The organism is Psychrobacillus sp. FSL H8-0483 (genome assembly GCF_038637725.1).
Classification (GTDB): domain Bacteria; phylum Bacillota; class Bacilli; order Bacillales_A; family Planococcaceae; genus Psychrobacillus.
Window position 1 is genome coordinate 2,924,954 of record NZ_CP152052.1, and the last position, 18,352, is coordinate 2,943,305.

The following is an 18,352-nucleotide window of genomic DNA, read 5'->3' on the forward strand; positions in this document are numbered from 1 at the left end:
GGTTCACGTTTGTATATATATCTGTTTTCTAAAGTATATACTTAAGTCCAGTCTAGATGCCTATCCATGTATCAGACATATAGTTATGTACGCCAAGCAGTTTCCTTTATTAAAACTTCAATTTTCTTTAAAGCACCTGGTTCCACTTCTTCCACCGCTGTAGCAGCATCTTCCAGGGCTTTTGCGTACCGTAGCTGTCTAAATGCTTCTTCTGCTTCCAGTAAGCGTGCATGCATAGTGGGGTGAGTTGCTCGATAACGGTTACCATATTGAATAATTTTCTCTGTTAATAACACATTTTCTAACATTTCTTTTGCTCTTTTATGGACCTCTTCCATACAAGCTTCCGCTTTCTCTAAATAATTGTCTACTAACGTCATATTTAGTGGAACCTCTTGAAGACTTTGCATGGCTACATATATATGTTCTTCTGCTTCCTCTAACCGAATGTCCATCTCTTCAGGAATTCCAGGAATATTCGCTTTTTGCAGCATGCGATCTGTATCATGTAGTAAGTTCTTTAATTCTTCCAGCTTCTCTCGTGCATGATTTTCATCAATTCGAAGATTTTTTAATCGATTTGCAAATCGGTCTTGTTCATCATATAAACGATCAATCTCTTCTGCTATTTCGTTCAACTCTTCTTGTAAGCTAGAATAAGCAGATCTTTCTTCTTCTACACGAGTGGAGAGAAGTTCAAATTTCTTTTCTAATTCCTCTAGCTCTTTTAAGCAACTTTGGGGAATTTCAGCTTCTTTTTCTGGTAAACGATAACTTTGCTGCACAAAAGCTGCTTCTTCACTTATTGCTCTAGTTACAGAAGTTACTTCTCTCAACCGATGAGCAGTTTGATCTTTATAATTATCCACGTACTTTTTAGCTAATACTTCTTTTTCTAATAAATCATAGAAAGTTTCAATTTCATCCTTTATTTCTTCCACACGTGTGATGGATTTAGCAACTTCAAGCTCTACAATCGCAGCTTTTAAATCCACTAACTCTATTTCAATCGCATCCAATTTTTTAGTCATTTCAAGATGCTGTAAATAATACGAGCTTTCTTCCATTTCTTTTTGACCATTTCTTAATTCGTGAATAGTAGCCGGAATCTTATGTTGAATTTCCGTAAGTATTGTCGGAATAACATGCAATTTATGAAAGAATTTTTGCCCTTCATCTTGAACTGCCATTACAATCTCTCGAGCACTTAAATAATTGCCTGTCTCAGTCAAATTATCAAACTCTTCAAAATGAGGTATAAATGATTCTAACTTTCTTTCTAATGCTGGCACTGCTTCTCCGAATGAATACTGATGAGCAAGTAATGTCTTTCTTGCAGCACGATGCTGCTCTTTTAATTGTTCCATTTCAATTCGGTTCTTTTCTTCACTGCCAATCAGTTCTTCTAATTCTTTCAAAATTCCAGACATTTTGACGTCACATAGAGAAATTAATGTTTGAATCTCCCTTTCAACTTTGGAAGCTTTTAAGAAAAGAAACCTATCTACAGTTTCTTCCGCGTCAAATAATAGAACATCGATTTTAGGCATATGAACATCCATTACTTCTGTCCATGTATTTCTCCATCCCTCGAACATTTCTTCCGTTTGCCCGTTCATATTCAATTGTTTCACTTTCGTCATTTCTTCTAAAATAGGTTTATTTTGAATTTGATGCTTTTCATGTTCTAACCGCGATATTTCTGAATTATGTTTTCTTCTAATAATAAACGCAAAAATTGCAATTACTAAAAGTATAATGATTGCTGGGATGATATACTTCATCGTAAGCCCCCTGTTCCAAAATCAAAAAGTTCCAATTCAAATGTGTTACTCTATATCTTACCATGCTTTTTATGTTATTGTTTCATAAAACACTAGAAAAGCAATGAATTCTTTGAAATAATTGTCTTTCAATGATAAGGAGGTCGGTTTTTTTGAAAAAAGATGGTCATATACATACACCATATTGTCCTCATGGAACGCTTGACCCTTTCCATTTATACATTGAAAAAGCTATTAAAAATGGGTTTCATGAAATCTCATTTACCGAGCATGCGCCCTTACCTATTAATTTTATCGATCCAACACCAGAAAAAGATAGTGGAATGGATTTCAAACAGTTGGAAAATTATATTTCCGATTTAGTCAAGTTGAAAAGACAATACAAAAAAGATATTGTTATTTCAACTGGATTAGAAATAGATTATATTTCCGGTTTTGAACAAGAAACGATTTCCTTTTTAAATTCATACGGGAAATACTTGGATGATTCTATTTTATCCGTACATTTTTTACAATTTCAGCAAACCTACACATGTATCGACTTTTCTAAATCTACCTATTTAGACTTTATTCATCAAGTGGGAAGTCCGATGTCTGTGTATAAATTGTATTATAAAACAGTAATGGATTCAATAACGAGTGAATTAGGAAGATATAAACCAAATCGAATCGGTCATATTACACTTGTCCATAAATTTCAACATGCACTGGACGAAAAGGTAGATGATCACGAGGAAATAATCTCTATATTAACAGAGATGAAGAACCAACAACTTGCACTTGATGTCAATAGTGCTGGTTTAGCGAAAGCTTATTGTCTAGAAAGCTATCCACCCCCAGCCTATATTGGTTTCGCAAAAAAACTAGGGGTACCGCTTGTATTCGGCTCGGATGCGCATCTAGCAAATGATTTACATCAGTATTATAATGAATTTAGTACTTTTTTTGAGAATGGAGGATAAATCATGTTTACAAAATCAACCTATTCAGAAGATGCAATAGCGAATTACACGATGTTATCAAAGCAATTAGACGCGCTATTAACTGGGGAGACAAATGCAATTGCTAATTTAAGTAATGCGTCTGCACTTTTAAATCAATTCTTTGATCAAATTAATTGGGTTGGCTTTTATTTAATGGAGAATGGCGAATTAGTTTTGGGTCCGTTCCAAGGCTTACCAGCTTGTGTAAGAATTCCACTCGGAAGAGGGGTATGTGGAACAGCTGCAACTAATAAAGAAACGGTTATTGTTCCAGACGTTCATGCATTTCCTGGTCACATTGCTTGTGATGCAGCATCCCAATCTGAAATTGTCCTACCTATTTTAAAAGATGGGAAGTTAATAGGGGTCCTTGATATCGATAGCCCAATTAAAGATCGTTTTTCTGACCAAGATGCTGCAGGCTTAGAGCAGTTCATTGAAGTGTTAGTTAAACATATATAAAAAAACGGAAGGAGATTTTCTCTTTCCGTTTTTCTAAATCAATTTCATAATTCCAATTTATATGAAAAAACACGAACTATACTAAGGTAGCTAAAGAAATATATTTTACACGGAATAAAGTATAGTTGATTTCCGCTATAGGCGGACGCTTTCCGCGGGGTGAGCGATAAGCCATCACCGCCGCTCACGCGTCGTTTGTGATGACTTATCTGTCTCACTCATCCCGCTGGAGTCGCCGCCTGCCGCTTCCATCAACAAAGTGATAAATGTTCGTATTTTAATGACAAAGCACTATTTATGAAATTAACTCATGTAGCTTAACGAGCCAAAAATAACAACGCCTATATTTTAGATAATGCTTGCTGTAAATCTTCTATTAGATCAAGAGAGTTTTCAAGTCCAACAGAGAGGCGAAGCAACCCGTCGGTAATTCCCATTTCGACTCTTTCCTTTTCTGGCACAACCGAGTGTGTCATCGTTGAAGGATGTTGAATAAGCGTTTCCGCGTCTCCCAAACTCACTGCAATCTTGATTAATCTTAATTCATTCATAAGCTTTTGGGCATTATTTATTCCACCAGTTACTGTAAATGAAATAAGCCCCCCTCCAGCTTTCATTTGCTTTCTCGCAACCTCATATTGAGGATTATCTTCATCAAAAGGATAATAAATATTCTCTATTTTTGGGTTTGATTTCAAAAATCTAAAAATATCTGCAGCATTATTAGAATGTCTATCCATACGTACATGCAACGTTTTTACCCCTCTGATGAGCAACCATGCATCAAATGGTGAAATGATACCACCGTAATCTTTTTGAATGGTAGAACGAATTTTGTTAATATCTTCTCGATTTTTTCCTACTAAAATCCCTGCTATTACATCCCCATGCCCATTAATATATTTTGTTGCACTATGCAAGACAAAGTCTGCTCCCAACTCTAATGGATTTTGTAAATAAGGGGAGGAAAATGTATTGTCGACAACAACTTGAATACCATGTTTTTTAGCAATTCTCGTTATTTGAGCGATATCCACTATTTCCATCGTTGGATTAATTGGTGTTTCTATATAAATACACACTGTATTTGGTTTAATCGCAGCTTCTATTTTCTCTTCTGTCGTTAAATCTGCTAAATCATGCGTAATATTATATTTTTCTTCCAATATATTAAGAAGTCCAAATGTACAACCATAAATTCCTCGTGTACAAAGTATATGATCTCCTGTTTTCGTTAAGTGTACTAATATCGTACTAACAGCAGCCATTCCAGAACCAAAAGCAAGTGCTCCTTCTCCATGCTCAATTGCAGCCATTCTTTCTTCCAATACGTGAACAGTTGGATTACCTAAGCGGGAGTAAATGCCACCCTCCTCTTCTCCAGCAAATCTTCTTGCCCCTTGTTCCGCAGTTTCAAAGGCAAAAGTAGATGTTTGATAGAGTGGAACGGACAAACTTCCTTGGTGATTTTTAGAACTATACCCCTTGTGAACATATAATGTTTCCTTCTCATAACTTAATTTATCCATAAACGTTGCACCCCTTTTTGTAAACGCTTACATACAGTGTACACGGATTATATGAAAAAGAAAAGGCACTCATCAGGAAAGATGAGATGCCTCAAAAATACTCAATTTATTTTTGCCACTATTTTTCGCTTCATATAAAGCGGTGTCAGTATTATGAAATAATTGGTGGAAACTTATGTTGTCTTTTTGTTTCCAGCCAGAAACGCCAATAGAAACTGTAACTCTTGGATTTGTATTGCTAGATATTAAATCTAGCAACTGACAGCAGATTTCAGTGCCTTGTGTAATGGTCATTTGAGAAAAGTATAATGCAAGCTCCTCTCCACCCCACCTAGCACCTATACCAATTTGATCTACTTTCTTTTGTATTATAGAAGCAATTTGCTTTAATATTTCATCTCCAACTTGGTGACCATGTGTGTCATTCACCTGTTTAAAGTTATCAATATCCATTAATACAAACACTCCACTATCTTCCTCATCCATGGAGGCTTCCACAAATTTATCTAAATATGTACGTGCGTACAAATTTGTTAAATGATCACGGTTTACCATTTCCTGCAGTTTATTGCGTAATGCAGAATTGCTAATCGCAAGAGAAGAATGTTGGATTAATGATTGCATTAATTTAAAGCTATCGAACGAAAAGAAATACGGTTCTTTATGTAACACAATGCTAAATCCAGTAATTGTATTCTGCTCTCTAAATGGAATAGCGACTAACGATCGATACTCATATTTTATATCAGCTAAGCGATTTAAATCAGCAACAAATAAAGAATCTTTCATTTTTATAAAATGATTAGCTACATGCTGAATATACAATTGCCCATCAATTGAATGGAAAAATTCCGAGCTTGCTGTTGATACTTTATATTCATCCTCTCCCATAAACACAAAACAAACTTGTTCTGGATGGAAGGATTTCATTAATTGGTTTCTTAAAAAAAGGAGCATTTCCTCTAAAGAAATATTCATATTTAACTTGCGAGAGGTTTCGTTAATTAATTGCAAATCGGCTACTAAGCGATGCGATTGAATATATAGTTTGGCATTTTCCAATGCGTTACCTGCAGCTGAAGCTAACATGGATGTAAATTCTTTTTGTCTGACAGAAAATAAATAATCAAGCGGAGTAGATACTTGTAAGATACCGTAAATCCCTTGTTTCCCTTTTATCGGTACATTTAGTAGTCGAACGTCCAAATCATTTGCAAGCTCCGATGTAATTTCGCCCGATACATATGCTTCTACTGTAGCAGTTCGCTCAGAGGTGTAGTCAAACAATTTATACGGTACCGAAGTTTTTCGCTCTTGGTCATTCGATAATATTAAGATGGATTCAAAATCCGGAAATGCATCATTTATTGCAAATAAAGTACCTTCTAAAATTTCCCCGACCTCTAATGTTGAGTGAAACATTTTCGTTACATTAAACAAATTACGGTATTGATGTTCCTGCTGCGTTAAAAAGACAGATCTCCGAATTGTTTTCACCAGTTTGCTTATCGTTTTTATAAAATCATTTACTTGTGGAGTTTGAGAGAATTTTTGCCATTTCTCAGTTAGATTCGTGGTTAGTAATCCTAAAATTTGATTCTCTTCGTCTTTTAGTAAAATTGCAACTTCTCGGATCACTCTATCCTCGTTTTGTAAAAAAGAATTTTCTACAAAATCTTGCTCATAGAAAAACGGTTCTATTTCTTGCCATTTAATCGCGTTCAATTTTTTGGACAAGGAATGATTCCATTTTAACTGCACAAACGTATCTGTATCATAGATATAATAATTAGCAAACTCAACATCGAAAAATTCTGTTAATATAACTTTTAATTCTTCAAGCCATTTGGCACTGGATTCATGGGTAAATACATTTTCATTCCAAATATCTAAAATACGACTTTTCAACAGAATCATGTTTACTTCATTTTTCATTTTTACACCTCTCAACTTTCAACGAGTGGATGTGATACTTTTATCCCAATGAAACTTATAATTCAATTTGACTATATTGCCATCCATTTGTCAAATTTCAGAAAATAGATTTCTGTTCTATATCAATCATTAAGTAATGAATTTTATTGACTTTCTCATTCTATAGATATACAATTGACTTTGTGTAAAATAAATGCAGCAGTTGTATGGCCTAGATTGCTCATTTTGTTCCTCTATTTTAATAGATGGTGTATCAAGTAACCCTCGGCTGCTAGGGCGATGTTACATGAAAACAAAATGTCTGCTAGTCTGAATACATCTGGTCTTATTTTACAACAAAATAAAACCAATACAAAAGGAGGAGTCATTCATGGCTCGCTATACAGGTCCAGCATGGAAATTATCACGTCGTCTTGGTATTTCACTAAGCGGTACTGGTAAAGAATTAGAAAAACGCCCTTACGCACCAGGACAACACGGTCCTAACCAACGTAAAAAATTAACAGAATACGGTATGCAATTACAAGAAAAACAAAAACTTCGTCACACTTATGGTGTTAACGAACGTCAATTCCGTACTCTATTTGACAAAGCTGGTAAAATGCAAGGTAAACATGGTGAAAACTTCATGATTCTTCTTGAAACTCGCCTTGATAACGTTGTATACCGTTTAGGTCTTGCTCGCACTCGTCGTGGAGCTCGTCAATTAGTTAACCACGGTCACGTTATGGTTGATGGTAAACGTGTTGATATTCCTTCATTCAGCGTTAAACCAGGTCAAGAAATTTCTCTTCGTGAAAAATCTCAAAACCTTGACGTTGTAAACGAATCTATCGAAGTGAACAGCTTCGTTCCAGAATACGTAACATTTGACGCTGACAAAAAAGTTGGTACTTTCGTTCGCCTTCCAGAACGTAGCGAATTATCAGCTGAAATCAACGAAGCTCTAATCGTTGAGTTCTACTCTCGTTAATTTTATTACTCTACAAAGAGCCTTCAAGACCTTGATAATACAGGGTTTTGGAGGTTTTTTTATTTTTTCCGATATAGCATAAAAATGACCGTGGTTAGAGGAGCTTAAAATAATTCATTCATCCTGTTGTGGATATTTAAAGGAGCACAGTCTAAGTACGCGACATCGTGGTACTCCTGCGCAAAGCTCGTCGCAAAATAAAAGAACATTTCGCAACGACTGTGTGACCTGCATCGTGCAGGCAACCGTTACGTACCTACAACGCTCAAAAGTAAACCGAAATGGATTTGAAAAAGGAAAGAATAGCTACCTTTAGTTCCAAGCACTCCAATACCACCTACACATAGAGTGCTTAGTGTGAAATCACCATTTTAATAAGCAATTTACTGGGTACTTTTGGTTAATCAACACATGTACAAAAATAGGATGAACCCAAAAATATGTTGTGATTTGGATAACATATATACCTTGCACCTATATTAATTCACCATTTTACCAATACGCTGCATAGTGTCTCTTAAATAAAATCCCCATAGAAGTTGTGTTAATCAACTTCTACGGGGGAATTTTTTAACGTACTATTTATCTTTCTCCATGTTCGCAATTAAATCAAGTAGTCTTTGTTTTGTTTCATCTGCTTCTTCTTTTAAAATCTTGAAGTCATAACCCGATTTGTCTTTATTTATATAAATTTCTAACAAATCCCCTTCTTTTGCATCTATTGTAAACTTTTCTTTTAAAATAACTAGCTTGTTGGCTTTATTATTTTTTCCGAAAAGTATTACAAAAAAATCATCGAAATGATCTAATACATACTTATTTGATTCCACCACGAACAGCTCCTCGATCTTTTAATAAAATTATTAATTAATATATAAAATAACAATATTTTATTTTATTTTTAATGTAAATTTGTCCACATTTATTATTCTATACTATCTCATACTCTTTTATCATCTATTTTGATTAACTTTTAAATTTTAATTAATATTTACCATACAAATAACCTATTAAAGTAAACACAAGAAAATTATAGAAATAAATTAGGAGGATAAATGTGGTAAATAGCAAAAAAATGCTTTAAACAGGTTAGAACAGTATGAATTATTATCTATAGATTTAAAAAGCTACTTCCCAATATTATGAGAAGTAGCTTTTAATTTATACAAATTTAATCATTTTATAGTTTTTCTTTCCTCTTCGAATAATCATAAATTCATCCTCGAGGCGGTCATTTTTACCTATTATATATCCAACATCTGTTATTTTTTCACCATTGACTGAAATAGCTCCATTTGTCACATCTTCACGCCCCTGTCTTTTAGAGGGCGAGACGCTAGCTTCTACAATAAAGTCTACAATATTTTTTTCTTCTTTTGACATCTCCACGGAAGGTACATCTTTAAACGCATCCTTCATTTCTTCTGCATTCAGTTCCTTCAAATTTCCACTGAACAATGCTTGTGAAATACGAATCGCTTGGTCTAATGCTTCCTGACCATGTATTAAACGAGTCATTTCTTCTGCAAGTGTAATTTGTGCTTTTCGTAAATGCGGCTCGTTTTGTACCGTTACTTCCAGCGCTTCAATTTCACTACGTTCCAAGAATGTGAAAATTTTCAAGTATTTAATCACATCTGAATCAGCTGTATTAATCCAGAACTGGTAAAACTCATACGGAGAGGTCTTTTTCGCATCTAACCAGACAGAACCAGATGCCGATTTACCGAATTTCGTTCCGTCTGCTTTTGTTACAAGCGGGATTGTTATGCCAAATGCTTTTGTTTCTTCTTCATGTGTTTTGCGAATCACTTCTAACCCTGTTGTTATATTCCCCCATTGGTCAGACCCACCAACTTGCACACGGCAGCCGTAATGATTAAATAAATGATTGAAATCAATACCTTGAATTAGGGTGTACGTAAATTCTGTAAAGGAAAGCCCTGTATCTAAGCGAGAAGCGATGGAATCTTTTCCTAACATGTAATTAATATTCACTAGTTTTCCGAAATCTCTAAGAAACTCGATTACATTCATTGATCCAATCCAATCACGGTTATTAACCATTTGTGCACCATTTTCTGATTGGAAGTCAAAAATTTGCTCCATTTGCGTTTTAATACCTTGAACATTTTTGTCAATTTGTTCTGTAGTTTGCAGTTGACGCTCCTCTGACCGACCAGATGGATCTCCTATCATACCAGTTGCTCCACCAACTAAAAGTATTGGACGATGACCATGTAGTTGAAAACGTCTTAAAGTAAGTAACGGTACAATGTGTCCAATATGCATGCTATCAGCAGTAGGGTCTACTCCACAGTACAAGGAAATTTTTTCATTGGATAATAGCTCTTCCATCCCCTCTTTATCTGTCTGCTGATACAATAGCCCTCTCCAAGATAAATCTTCTAATAATGAATTTGTCATTTGTAACTCCTCCTTTAAAATAAAATGCTCTGTTAAACTACATTGTTGTTATTTGACAGAATCCGCTTGCTTCCCGCGGGGGAACCGACAAGCCCCCTCGACTGCGCCTGCAGGGTCTCTTCTCGCTCGCTTTCCTGCAGGAGTCTGCGCTGATTCTACCGCAAATTATAGGTTAAAAAACAACAGCATAATTTAACAGAGCCAAATAAAAAAAGCCCCTGCACGATATATATATCATGCAGGGACGCTTAGTTAATTAGCGCGGTACCACCCAGCTTGAAGGAGAGAAATCCTTCCGCTTCAATCACGATATCGTTGTGAGAACGTCTAACTCCAAGCCTGTAATTCGTTCTTATACACTGACTAGCTTTCACCAACCGCTAGCTCTCTATACAGTTTGTATAATAACTACTTCGGACTCTTCTTCGCTAAAATATATTTTTATTTTACCTAATTTAAAACGTATGTCAATAACTATCGTCTTATGATAAACGATTATGGTATAATAATTCATGATTTGGGGGTGGAATTTTAATGAATAAATGGATGGAGAAATTCCAATTTTACAAAGATAAGTTGGATACATGGCAATCAACAAATTGGGCAAAAAGCATACGAATTTCTTCCAGTGTTATATGGAACTTATGTTTACTATTCATTGTAGTAGGCCTTGCTCTTGGAATATTTGCTGCATCAGTTGCAGCTGGTTATTTCGCTTCACTAGTGAAAGAAGAACCGTTACGTGATAAAGAGGAAATGAGAGCTGCTGTATTTAACTATGAGGAAACCTCCGAAATTTACTTTGCCGAAAATGTCTATTTAGGTAAATTACGGACTGACCTTGAACGTACGGAAACCAAACTTTCCGCAGTTTCTCCTTACGTATTGGACGCTGTATTAGCAACCGAGGATGAATATTTTGAGGTGCATGATGGAATTGTACCAAAAGCGATTTTCCGTGGATTACTTCAAGATGTCTCGAATTCAGATACACAAACAGGTGGTTCTACACTAACACAACAATTAATTAAAAACCAAATATTAACGAACGAAGTATCTTATGAGCGAAAAGCAAAAGAAATCCTTTTAGCAATGCGTTTGGAAAAGTTTATGACAAAAGAAGAAATACTTGAAGCGTATTTAAACATTATTCCTTATGGTCGAAACGCTAATGGTCGAAATATTGCTGGAATTGAAACAGCTGCCAATGGAATATTTAATGTAAAAGCCATAGATTTAAGTTTGCCACAAGCTGCTTATATTGCTGGAATTCCTCAAGCTCCTTTCGCTTATACTCCTTTTAGACAAGGAGGGGTATTAAAAGAAGCAAAGGCATTACAACCTGGAATAGATCGGATGAAAACAGTACTATTTCGGATGAAAGAAACAGGTTATATTACAGAAGAAGAATATAACTCTGCTATAAAATATGATATTACAAAAGATTTTAGACAACCTGAAATTTTACCAGAAGAAAAATATCCATGGTTAACTATTGAAATAGAAAACAGAGTAAAGGATATTTTAAGAGGACAATTAGCAGAGAAAGATGGTATTGATCCGGAACGATTAAAAGTCGAATCTAAACTCTATGAAAAATATGATATTATAGCACAACGAGCAGTGAGTACAGGTGGATACCGCATTCATACAACAATTGATAGAGAGATGTATGAAACTATGCTTAAAGTAAGAGATGAGTTCGAAACCTATGGGCATACTCACACGAAAGAAGTAAAGGATCCAAATACAGGTGAGATGATCATGCAAGACTATCCTGTACAGGTAGGAAGCATGCTTATCGAAAATGGAACAGGTAGAATCTTGTCCTTCCTTGGAGGACGTGATTATAATGTAGAAAAGTACAATCACGCTACTCAAGCCGTTCGATCTATGGGGTCTACGATTAAACCATTATTAGTGTACGCTCCTGCTATTGAATATGGTGTTATTGGTGCAGGAAGTCCAGTAGTCGATGTCAAACTAGAAGATTTAAGCAGTACAACATGGACAAAATCACCTTCGAATTATACGACTGAGCAAGAAAAAGGAATTATATCAGCACGTGAAGCTTTAACGACATCACAAAACCTATCGACAATTCGCCTTTATGATTTGATCATGGATAGAAAGCCTACTGATTTCTTATATAAAATGGGCTTTGAACATATCAACGAGAACGAATATGCGAACCATGCCCTATCGATTGGTGGAATGGACAATGGTGCAAGTGTAGAAGAAAATACAAACGCCTATGGAACATTTGCAAACAATGGGCAATTTATCGATGCGTATATGATTGAAAAGATTGAAGATGTGGAAGGAAATATTATCTATCAGCATGAAATAGAACCAGTCGAAGTATTCAGTCCTGAAACTGCCTATATCATGACAGACATTCTTCGTGATGTATTAACGGAAGGTACTGCCAAACTTGCAAATTCACGACTAAAATTCCAGTCAGATTTTGCTGCAAAAACGGGTACAACCCAAAATCACAATGATTCATGGCTTATCGGATATAACCCAAATGTTTCTCTTGGTGTATGGCTTGGTTACGACGACAACAGTATTTCATTATTTCATCTGAATAATCGTTATAACCACCCAAGCGTTCGTGTAAATACACTTTGGTCTAATATGATGAATGCCATGTATGATGTGAATCCAGAGCTAGTAGATGCACCTAATGCATTCCAAGCTCCAGAAGGTGTTGTAACCAGGTCGTTCTGTGGTATTTCTGGACTTGCTACCTCTGAAGCATGCGAACAAGCAGGATTAGTCAAATCTGATTTGTTTAATTCTAAAGCTATGTTACCAACTGCGTCAGATGATAGTTTAATATCCGCTTCTTTTGTAGTAATTGATGGGAATAAATACCGAGCTTTAGATTCCACTCCTGATGAATTTGTTGTAAAAGGTGGATATGGAGTAAACGAAGCATTTATCAAACGGATGCTTGGTAAATTTGGAGGAAATGCAAGTAAACTTTTCCACACAAAATCTACTTTTGCTGGAAACGTAGTATCTGAAGATCTATTTGAAGCGGATGGTAGTGCTCCGGCTTCCGTTACAGCCACTCTTTCCGGACAAACACTTACTTGGACCAAAGCTGCATCCTCTGATGTTGTAGGATATAGAATATATCAAGTGGTGAACGGTGAACGAATTCAAGTGGCATCCAAGCTAGAAGCGGAAAATTATAGTTATACCATTAATGGACCCGGGCAGTATGTCATTGTTTCTGTTGATATTACTGGTTTACTGTCAGTCCCTTCTAATACTGTATCGATAGAAGAACAAAAACCTGACCCAGTAATACCGGAAGAGGGAAATGAAGAGGAAACATCTCCGGGTAATGGAGACGGAGAAGGAGAAGGAGACGGAGAAACAACTCCTCCTGAGGAAGAAGCCCCCCCTGAAGACGAAGATACAAACCCTTAATAGTTAAAATATTAAAGCCACAACGACCTGAAATGTAAGGTCGCTGTGGCTTTTCTTTTCTAGTCTTCCATAGTGGATAAGTCACCTGTTGGTAATTTTAATTCCCATGCTTTTAAAACTCTACGCATAATTTTGCCACTTCTCGTTTTTGGTAGCTTCTCTTTAAATTCTATCTCTCTAGGTGCTGCATGTGCAGCAAGCCCTTTTTTCACAAACTGCTGAATATCTGCAATTAATTCTTCCGAAGGTTCATATCCTTCATTTAATGCAACAAATGCTTTAATAATTTCCCCACGCACTGGATCCGGCTTACCAATCACCCCAGCCTCTAAAATAGCAGGATGCTCAAGTAATTTACTTTCTACTTCAAATGGTCCTACTCTCTCCCCAGACGTCATTATGACATCATCTACACGTCCTTGGAACCAAAAGTAGCCCTCTTCATCCATATAAGCAGAGTCGCCTGAAAAATACCATTCATCATTCATAAAGCTAGATTCATATTTTTCTTTATTATTCCAAATCTGACGCATCATGGATGGCCATCCTTTTTTAATTGCCAAGTTACCCATTGTATAAGGTGGAACAACATTTCCTTGGTTATCAATAATGGCAGCTTCTAGTCCTGGTAGTGGTTTCCCCATAGATCCTGGTTTAATCGGTAGACAACCGTAATTACAAATCATTTGAGCCCCTGTTTCTGTCATCCACCAAGTATCATGAATTCGCTTATTGAATACTTGCATTCCCCATTTAATAACTTCTGGATTTAATGGTTCTCCAACGGATAAAACGTGTCGAAGAGTGGATAAATCATGCTCTTTTACAATCGCATCTCCTGCTCCCATTAACATGCGAAATGCGGTTGGAGCACTATACCATACAGTTACACGATAATCTTCAATGGCATTATACCAAGCATCTGGTGAAAAACGACCTCCAAGTACTAAGGAAGTAGCGCCTGTTAACCAAGGTCCAAATATTCCATAGGAAGTTCCAGTAACCCATCCTGGATCTGCGGTACACCAATAAATATCTTCATCACGGATGTCCATTACCCATTTCATTGATTGATACTGTTGAACCATTGCATAATGTACATGTAAAATCCCCTTAGGTTTCCCTGTTGACCCAGATGTATAGTGTAGGATTAACCCGTCTTCCTTATCTACCCACTCAATTGTAAAAGAATCGGAAGCACTATTTAACGCTTTCTTAAAATCAATAAATTTATCTTTTTCTTCAATATTGTCTCCCACTAAAAATACAGTTTCAAGATCAGGTAATTTATCCAAAGGAATTCGATCTAATAATTCTGGAGTTGTAACAATTGCTTTTGCAGCACTATCCAATAAACGGTCGTACACAGCACCTTCCATAAATGCTTCAAAAAGAGGTCCAACAATAACACCCATTTTTACAGCACCTAATAAAGAAAAATATAATTCAGGAGATCTAGGCATAAAAATGAATAGACGGTCCCCTTTTGTTAAGTTGGAATGTTGAGTGTAGACATTTGCAGCTTTGTTTGTCCAGTTTTTCATCTCGTTAAATGTATAAGATTCTTTTCTGTCTGCATCTTGATAATAGAGTGCAATTTTGTCTTTTTTATCAGATTCAGCATGTCGATCAATAGCTTCATATGCCATATTTACTTTTCCTGTTTCATACCATGAAAAAGACTTTTCTGCATCTTCCCATTGAAAAGATTTTACAGTCGCTTCATAATCCTTTAAGCGATAGTCCCCTTGCACAACTGGTAACACTTCTACCTTCATCCTACTCACCCTTTCTATAACTATATCTTTTATTTTACAATACTCTTTTCGATTTTTGCTAATTTTTTTACTCTTTTGAATGTTTTATTACAATTAATGAAGAAAACGCTTTCTATTATTAAAATCATGTATAATAGTTTCAATTGTAATTAATTTATAGGTGGTGAATTCGTGATACACAAAAAAGCGTATAATGCGGTGGAATTAGAAACAAAGCATGGTAACGTCGTTATTGAAGGTCCTATTTTATCTGAGGAAATAGCAAAATTAGAATTTCATGAGGACTTAGTAGCTTTTCGAGTACCTGACGCGCAGCATAGAGCAATTATAGAAATTGCAAAATTACCTGAAGGAAGAATTATTATTGTTCGAGATCAACAAACAATAGTTGGATACTGCACTTTTTTACACCCAGACCCTTTAGAAACATGGTCTAAAGGCAATATGGAAAACTTGATAGAGCTTGGTGCTATCGAAGTCATTCCAAAATATCGTGGAACTGGAGTAGGAAAAACACTTCTACGAGTTTCCATGATGGATGATGCGATGGAAGACTATATAACGATTACTACTGAATATTATTGGCATTGGGATTTAAAAGGGACTGGTTTAAATGTCTGGGAATACCGAAAAGTGATGGAGAAAATGATGCAGGCTGGCGGACTTAAGTATTTTGCAACAGACGATCCAGAAATTAGTTCCCATCCCGCTAATTGTTTAATGGCTAAAATAGGGAATAGAGTGGATAATGATTCCATTCAGCAATTTGATCAACTACGTTTTATGAACCGTTTCATGTATTAAAACAAAAATGTATAACTTTCTTATAAAAGGAGTTCATTCACATGCTTGTAGAAGAAATCATGAATACATCCGTACCAACCTTAAGCCCCTCTCATACAATTAATGATGCACTAAAGCTTTTAAAGGAAAAACGAATTCGTCATATCCCAATAGTTAACTCGGAGAATGAGGTTTTAGGTGTTGTAACTGATCGCGATTTAAAAGAAGCAACTCCTTCCTCCTTAATCAGCAGTCAGAATGCAGAAATTTTTGATTTACCGTTAGAAAAAATTATGACGAAAAACCCAATCACCGGCCATCCATTAGATTTTGTAGAAGAAACGGCAAGTATTTTTTATGATAATCGCATAGGATGCTTACCTATTGTGAGCCAAGGGAAACTAATCGGTATGATTACAGAGTCCGACTTATTGTACAAATTTATTGAACTAACTGGTGTACATCAACCTGGTTCTCAAATAGAGGTTCGAGTCCCAAATAGAACAGGTGTCTTGTTTGAAGTATCTAGAGTTTTTTATGAGCAAAGAATAAATCTGTTAAGTGTGCTAGTATATCCAGATAAAGATAAAAGTGATTATAAAATATTAGTCCTTCGAGTGAAGACGATGAATCCACTCAAGCTTATTGAAGCAATAAGAGCTGAAGGGTTCGAAGTATTATGGCCAAATCACCCAGGAATGAATATATGAAAAAAAATGCAGTGTTTGTCTTTTCAGAGGACCAGTTAGGCTACAAGTTTTCGGAAACCCACCCGTTCAATCAAAAACGCTTAACACTTACGGTCGATTTATTAAGGGAAATGAATGCTTTATCATTATCAGATATAGTTGCTCCTAGAATTGCAACAGATGAAGAATTAAGCTTAATACATGATCCTCATTATATTGAGATCGTAAAAAAAGCAAGTTCGGAAACAAGCGACACTACGAAGTATGAAAATTATGGAATTGGAACAGAAGATACCCCTATTTTCCCTCATATGCATGAAGCGAGCGCAGGTCTTGTTGGAGGTACCTTAACTGCAGTGGATTATGTGATGGAGGGTAAATCGTCTCATGCACTTAATTTAGGGGGTGGTCTCCACCATGGATTTAGAGGACGAGCTTCCGGTTTTTGTGTTTATAATGATAGTTCCGTTGCTATTAAATACATGCAGCAAAAGTATAATGCACGGGTTTTATACATAGACACGGATGCGCATCATGGGGATGGCGTTCAATGGAGCTTTTATGATGATCCTAATGTATGTACTATTTCCATCCATGAAACAGGAAGGTATCTATTTCCCGGAACTGGCAACATTACAGAAAGAGGAACTGGTGAAGGATATGGAACTTCTTTTAATTTTCCTATGGATGCATTTACAGAGGATGAGTCATTTTTAGATATTTATCGTACAAGTTTTCGCGAGATAGTTGAGTCATTTAAACCCGATATTATTTTAAGCCAAAATGGTGCGGATGCTCATTATTTTGACCCGTTAACCCATTTATATGGAACAATGAACCTATACCAAGAGATACCTAAACTGGCACATGAACTTGCTCATGAGTTTTGCGATGGTAAATGGATTGCTGTTGGTGGTGGTGGGTATGATATTTGGAGAGTTGTTCCACGTGCATGGTCATTGTTGTGGATGGAAATGAATGATGTAAAATCTCCCATAGGTAACTTGCCGAAATCTTGGCTTGATCGTTGGGCTAAGGAGTCACCTATACCTCTTATTTCTACTTGGATGGATCCTCATCCATTATATGAGCCTATTCCAAGAAAACTAGAAATAATGGAGAAAAATAAACAAATGCTAGATAAAGCGTTATATTTGTTACGCAATCAACAGTCATATAAAAAGGGGCTGTCCAATTAGCCCATAAATTGAAGCAGGTGCAGAAAAACGAGTCTTTTTCTACACCTGCTTTTTGTATACTTTTTATTAAACTACTATTTTTTGTAGGCAATTGATTGTAGTGGAAGACGGCGACTCCAGCGGGAATAGCAGATGTTTTCTGCACCGAAAGCGAAGCGGCAGGTGCATGAGCTGAAGGCCCCGCAGGAGCGAACAAAGGAACGAAGGCTAAGAACGCCACCTCGTGTGGCAACGCCTTCGTGACCAACATCGTGTTGGCCTGAGGAGACTGAAGCCATGCCCGCGGAAAGCGTCCGTCTGGAACAGAAATCAATACATTGGAAAAGGGACCATCTCTCAGTCACTATATGACTTTGGACAGCCCCT

The 18,352-nt window shown here is 36.2% G+C and carries 13 protein-coding genes and 1 other annotated feature; of the genes, 7 read left to right on the forward strand and 6 right to left on the reverse strand.

Features of this window, described 5'->3' with window-relative positions:
* Nucleotides 1-83: 83 nt before the first annotated feature.
* The gene (gene ezrA / locus MHB48_RS14010; protein WP_342598622.1) at nucleotides 84-1,784 is read right to left on the reverse strand and encodes a septation ring formation regulator EzrA; all 1,701 of its coding nucleotides are present in this window, start codon (nucleotides 1,782-1,784) and stop codon (nucleotides 84-86) included.
* A 152-nt stretch (nucleotides 1,785-1,936) separates the two neighbouring features.
* On the opposite strand from ezrA, the gene hisJ reads away from it, so the two are divergent.
* Together hisJ and MHB48_RS14020 are read left to right on the forward strand one after the other, a co-directional pair.
* Nucleotides 1,937-2,746: a histidinol-phosphatase HisJ gene (gene hisJ / locus MHB48_RS14015; RefSeq protein WP_342598623.1), complete on the forward strand. Its 810-nt coding sequence runs from the start codon at nucleotides 1,937-1,939 to the stop codon at nucleotides 2,744-2,746.
* A gap of 3 nt (nucleotides 2,747-2,749) precedes the next feature.
* On the forward strand, nucleotides 2,750-3,229 hold the full coding sequence (locus MHB48_RS14020) for a GAF domain-containing protein (RefSeq protein ID WP_342598624.1): 480 nt from the start codon (nucleotides 2,750-2,752) through the stop codon (nucleotides 3,227-3,229).
* A gap of 341 nt (nucleotides 3,230-3,570) precedes the next feature.
* Here MHB48_RS14020 and megL read toward each other — a convergent pair whose 3' ends face one another.
* Together megL and MHB48_RS14030 are read right to left on the reverse strand one after the other, a co-directional pair.
* Nucleotides 3,571-4,758, reverse strand: a complete 1,188-nt coding sequence (gene megL / locus MHB48_RS14025; protein WP_342598625.1) for a methionine gamma-lyase — start codon at nucleotides 4,756-4,758, stop codon at nucleotides 3,571-3,573.
* A 72-nt stretch (nucleotides 4,759-4,830) separates the two neighbouring features.
* The gene (locus MHB48_RS14030; RefSeq protein ID WP_342598626.1) at nucleotides 4,831-6,693 is read right to left on the reverse strand and encodes a diguanylate cyclase; all 1,863 of its coding nucleotides are present in this window, start codon (nucleotides 6,691-6,693) and stop codon (nucleotides 4,831-4,833) included.
* Between the two features lie 370 nt (nucleotides 6,694-7,063).
* Here MHB48_RS14030 and rpsD point away from each other — a divergent pair, with 370 nt between their 5' ends.
* Nucleotides 7,064-7,666: a 30S ribosomal protein S4 gene (rpsD, locus tag MHB48_RS14035; protein WP_342598627.1), complete on the forward strand. Its 603-nt coding sequence runs from the start codon at nucleotides 7,064-7,066 to the stop codon at nucleotides 7,664-7,666.
* A 578-nt stretch (nucleotides 7,667-8,244) separates the two neighbouring features.
* Here the strand turns inward: rpsD and MHB48_RS14040 are convergent.
* Together MHB48_RS14040 and tyrS are read right to left on the reverse strand one after the other, a co-directional pair.
* Complete coding sequence (locus tag MHB48_RS14040) at nucleotides 8,245-8,496, reverse strand: hypothetical protein (protein WP_342598628.1); 252 nt, start codon at nucleotides 8,494-8,496, stop codon at nucleotides 8,245-8,247.
* Between the two features lie 331 nt (nucleotides 8,497-8,827).
* Entirely contained in the window at nucleotides 8,828-10,093 is a 1,266-nt protein-coding gene (tyrS, locus tag MHB48_RS14045; RefSeq protein ID WP_342598629.1) for a tyrosine--tRNA ligase, read from the reverse strand.
* 237 nt (nucleotides 10,094-10,330) lie between these two features.
* Nucleotides 10,331-10,528: a binding site (T-box leader), on the reverse strand.
* A 111-nt stretch (nucleotides 10,529-10,639) separates the two neighbouring features.
* On the opposite strand from tyrS, the gene MHB48_RS14050 reads away from it, so the two are divergent.
* Nucleotides 10,640-13,537 (forward strand): transglycosylase domain-containing protein, encoded by a 2,898-nt coding sequence (locus tag MHB48_RS14050; RefSeq protein WP_342601394.1) that lies wholly within the window; start codon nucleotides 10,640-10,642, stop codon nucleotides 13,535-13,537.
* Between the two features lie 59 nt (nucleotides 13,538-13,596).
* Here the strand turns inward: MHB48_RS14050 and acsA are convergent, their stop codons facing one another.
* Nucleotides 13,597-15,315, reverse strand: coding sequence for an acetate--CoA ligase (acsA, locus tag MHB48_RS14055; RefSeq protein ID WP_342598630.1), 1,719 nt, complete (start codon nucleotides 15,313-15,315; stop codon nucleotides 13,597-13,599).
* A gap of 171 nt (nucleotides 15,316-15,486) precedes the next feature.
* On the opposite strand from acsA, the gene MHB48_RS14060 reads away from it, so the two are divergent.
* Genes MHB48_RS14060 through MHB48_RS14070 form a run of 3 tightly spaced genes read left to right on the forward strand, consistent with a single transcriptional unit; the run spans nucleotide 15,487 to nucleotide 17,986 of the window.
* A complete protein-coding gene (locus MHB48_RS14060; protein ID WP_342598631.1) occupies nucleotides 15,487-16,119 on the forward strand; it encodes a GNAT family N-acetyltransferase in 633 nt (210 codons plus the stop codon).
* Nucleotides 16,120-16,160: 41 nt separating this feature from the next.
* Nucleotides 16,161-16,808, forward strand: coding sequence for an acetoin utilization AcuB family protein (locus MHB48_RS14065; protein ID WP_342598632.1), 648 nt, complete (start codon nucleotides 16,161-16,163; stop codon nucleotides 16,806-16,808).
* Nucleotides 16,778-17,986, forward strand: a complete 1,209-nt coding sequence (locus MHB48_RS14070; protein ID WP_342598633.1) for an acetoin utilization protein AcuC — start codon at nucleotides 16,778-16,780, stop codon at nucleotides 17,984-17,986. The genes MHB48_RS14065 and MHB48_RS14070 overlap by 31 nt, the downstream gene beginning before the upstream one ends.
* Nucleotides 17,987-18,352 lie beyond the last annotated feature (366 nt).

Excerpts from the sequence above, each read along its gene's own strand:
- acsA (WP_342598630.1), bottom strand. The coding sequence starts at position 15,315 with ATGAAGGTAGAAGTGTTACCAGTTGTGCAAGGGGACTATCGCTTAAAG.
- ezrA (WP_342598622.1), bottom strand. The coding sequence starts at position 1,784 with ATGAAGTATATCATCCCAGCAATCATTATACTTTTAGTAATTGCAATT.
- megL (WP_342598625.1), bottom strand. The coding sequence starts at position 4,758 with ATGGATAAATTAAGTTATGAGAAGGAAACATTATATGTTCACAAGGGG.
- MHB48_RS14050 (WP_342601394.1), top strand. The coding sequence starts at position 10,640 with ATGGAGAAATTCCAATTTTACAAAGATAAGTTGGATACATGGCAATCA.
- tyrS (WP_342598629.1), bottom strand. The coding sequence starts at position 10,093 with ATGACAAATTCATTATTAGAAGATTTATCTTGGAGAGGGCTATTGTAT.
- MHB48_RS14020 (WP_342598624.1), top strand. The coding sequence starts at position 2,750 with ATGTTTACAAAATCAACCTATTCAGAAGATGCAATAGCGAATTACACG.
- MHB48_RS14070 (WP_342598633.1), top strand. The coding sequence starts at position 16,778 with ATGGCCAAATCACCCAGGAATGAATATATGAAAAAAAATGCAGTGTTT.
- MHB48_RS14030 (WP_342598626.1), bottom strand. The coding sequence starts at position 6,693 with ATGAAAAATGAAGTAAACATGATTCTGTTGAAAAGTCGTATTTTAGAT.
- rpsD (WP_342598627.1), top strand. The coding sequence starts at position 7,064 with ATGGCTCGCTATACAGGTCCAGCATGGAAATTATCACGTCGTCTTGGT.
- MHB48_RS14065 (WP_342598632.1), top strand. The coding sequence starts at position 16,161 with ATGCTTGTAGAAGAAATCATGAATACATCCGTACCAACCTTAAGCCCC.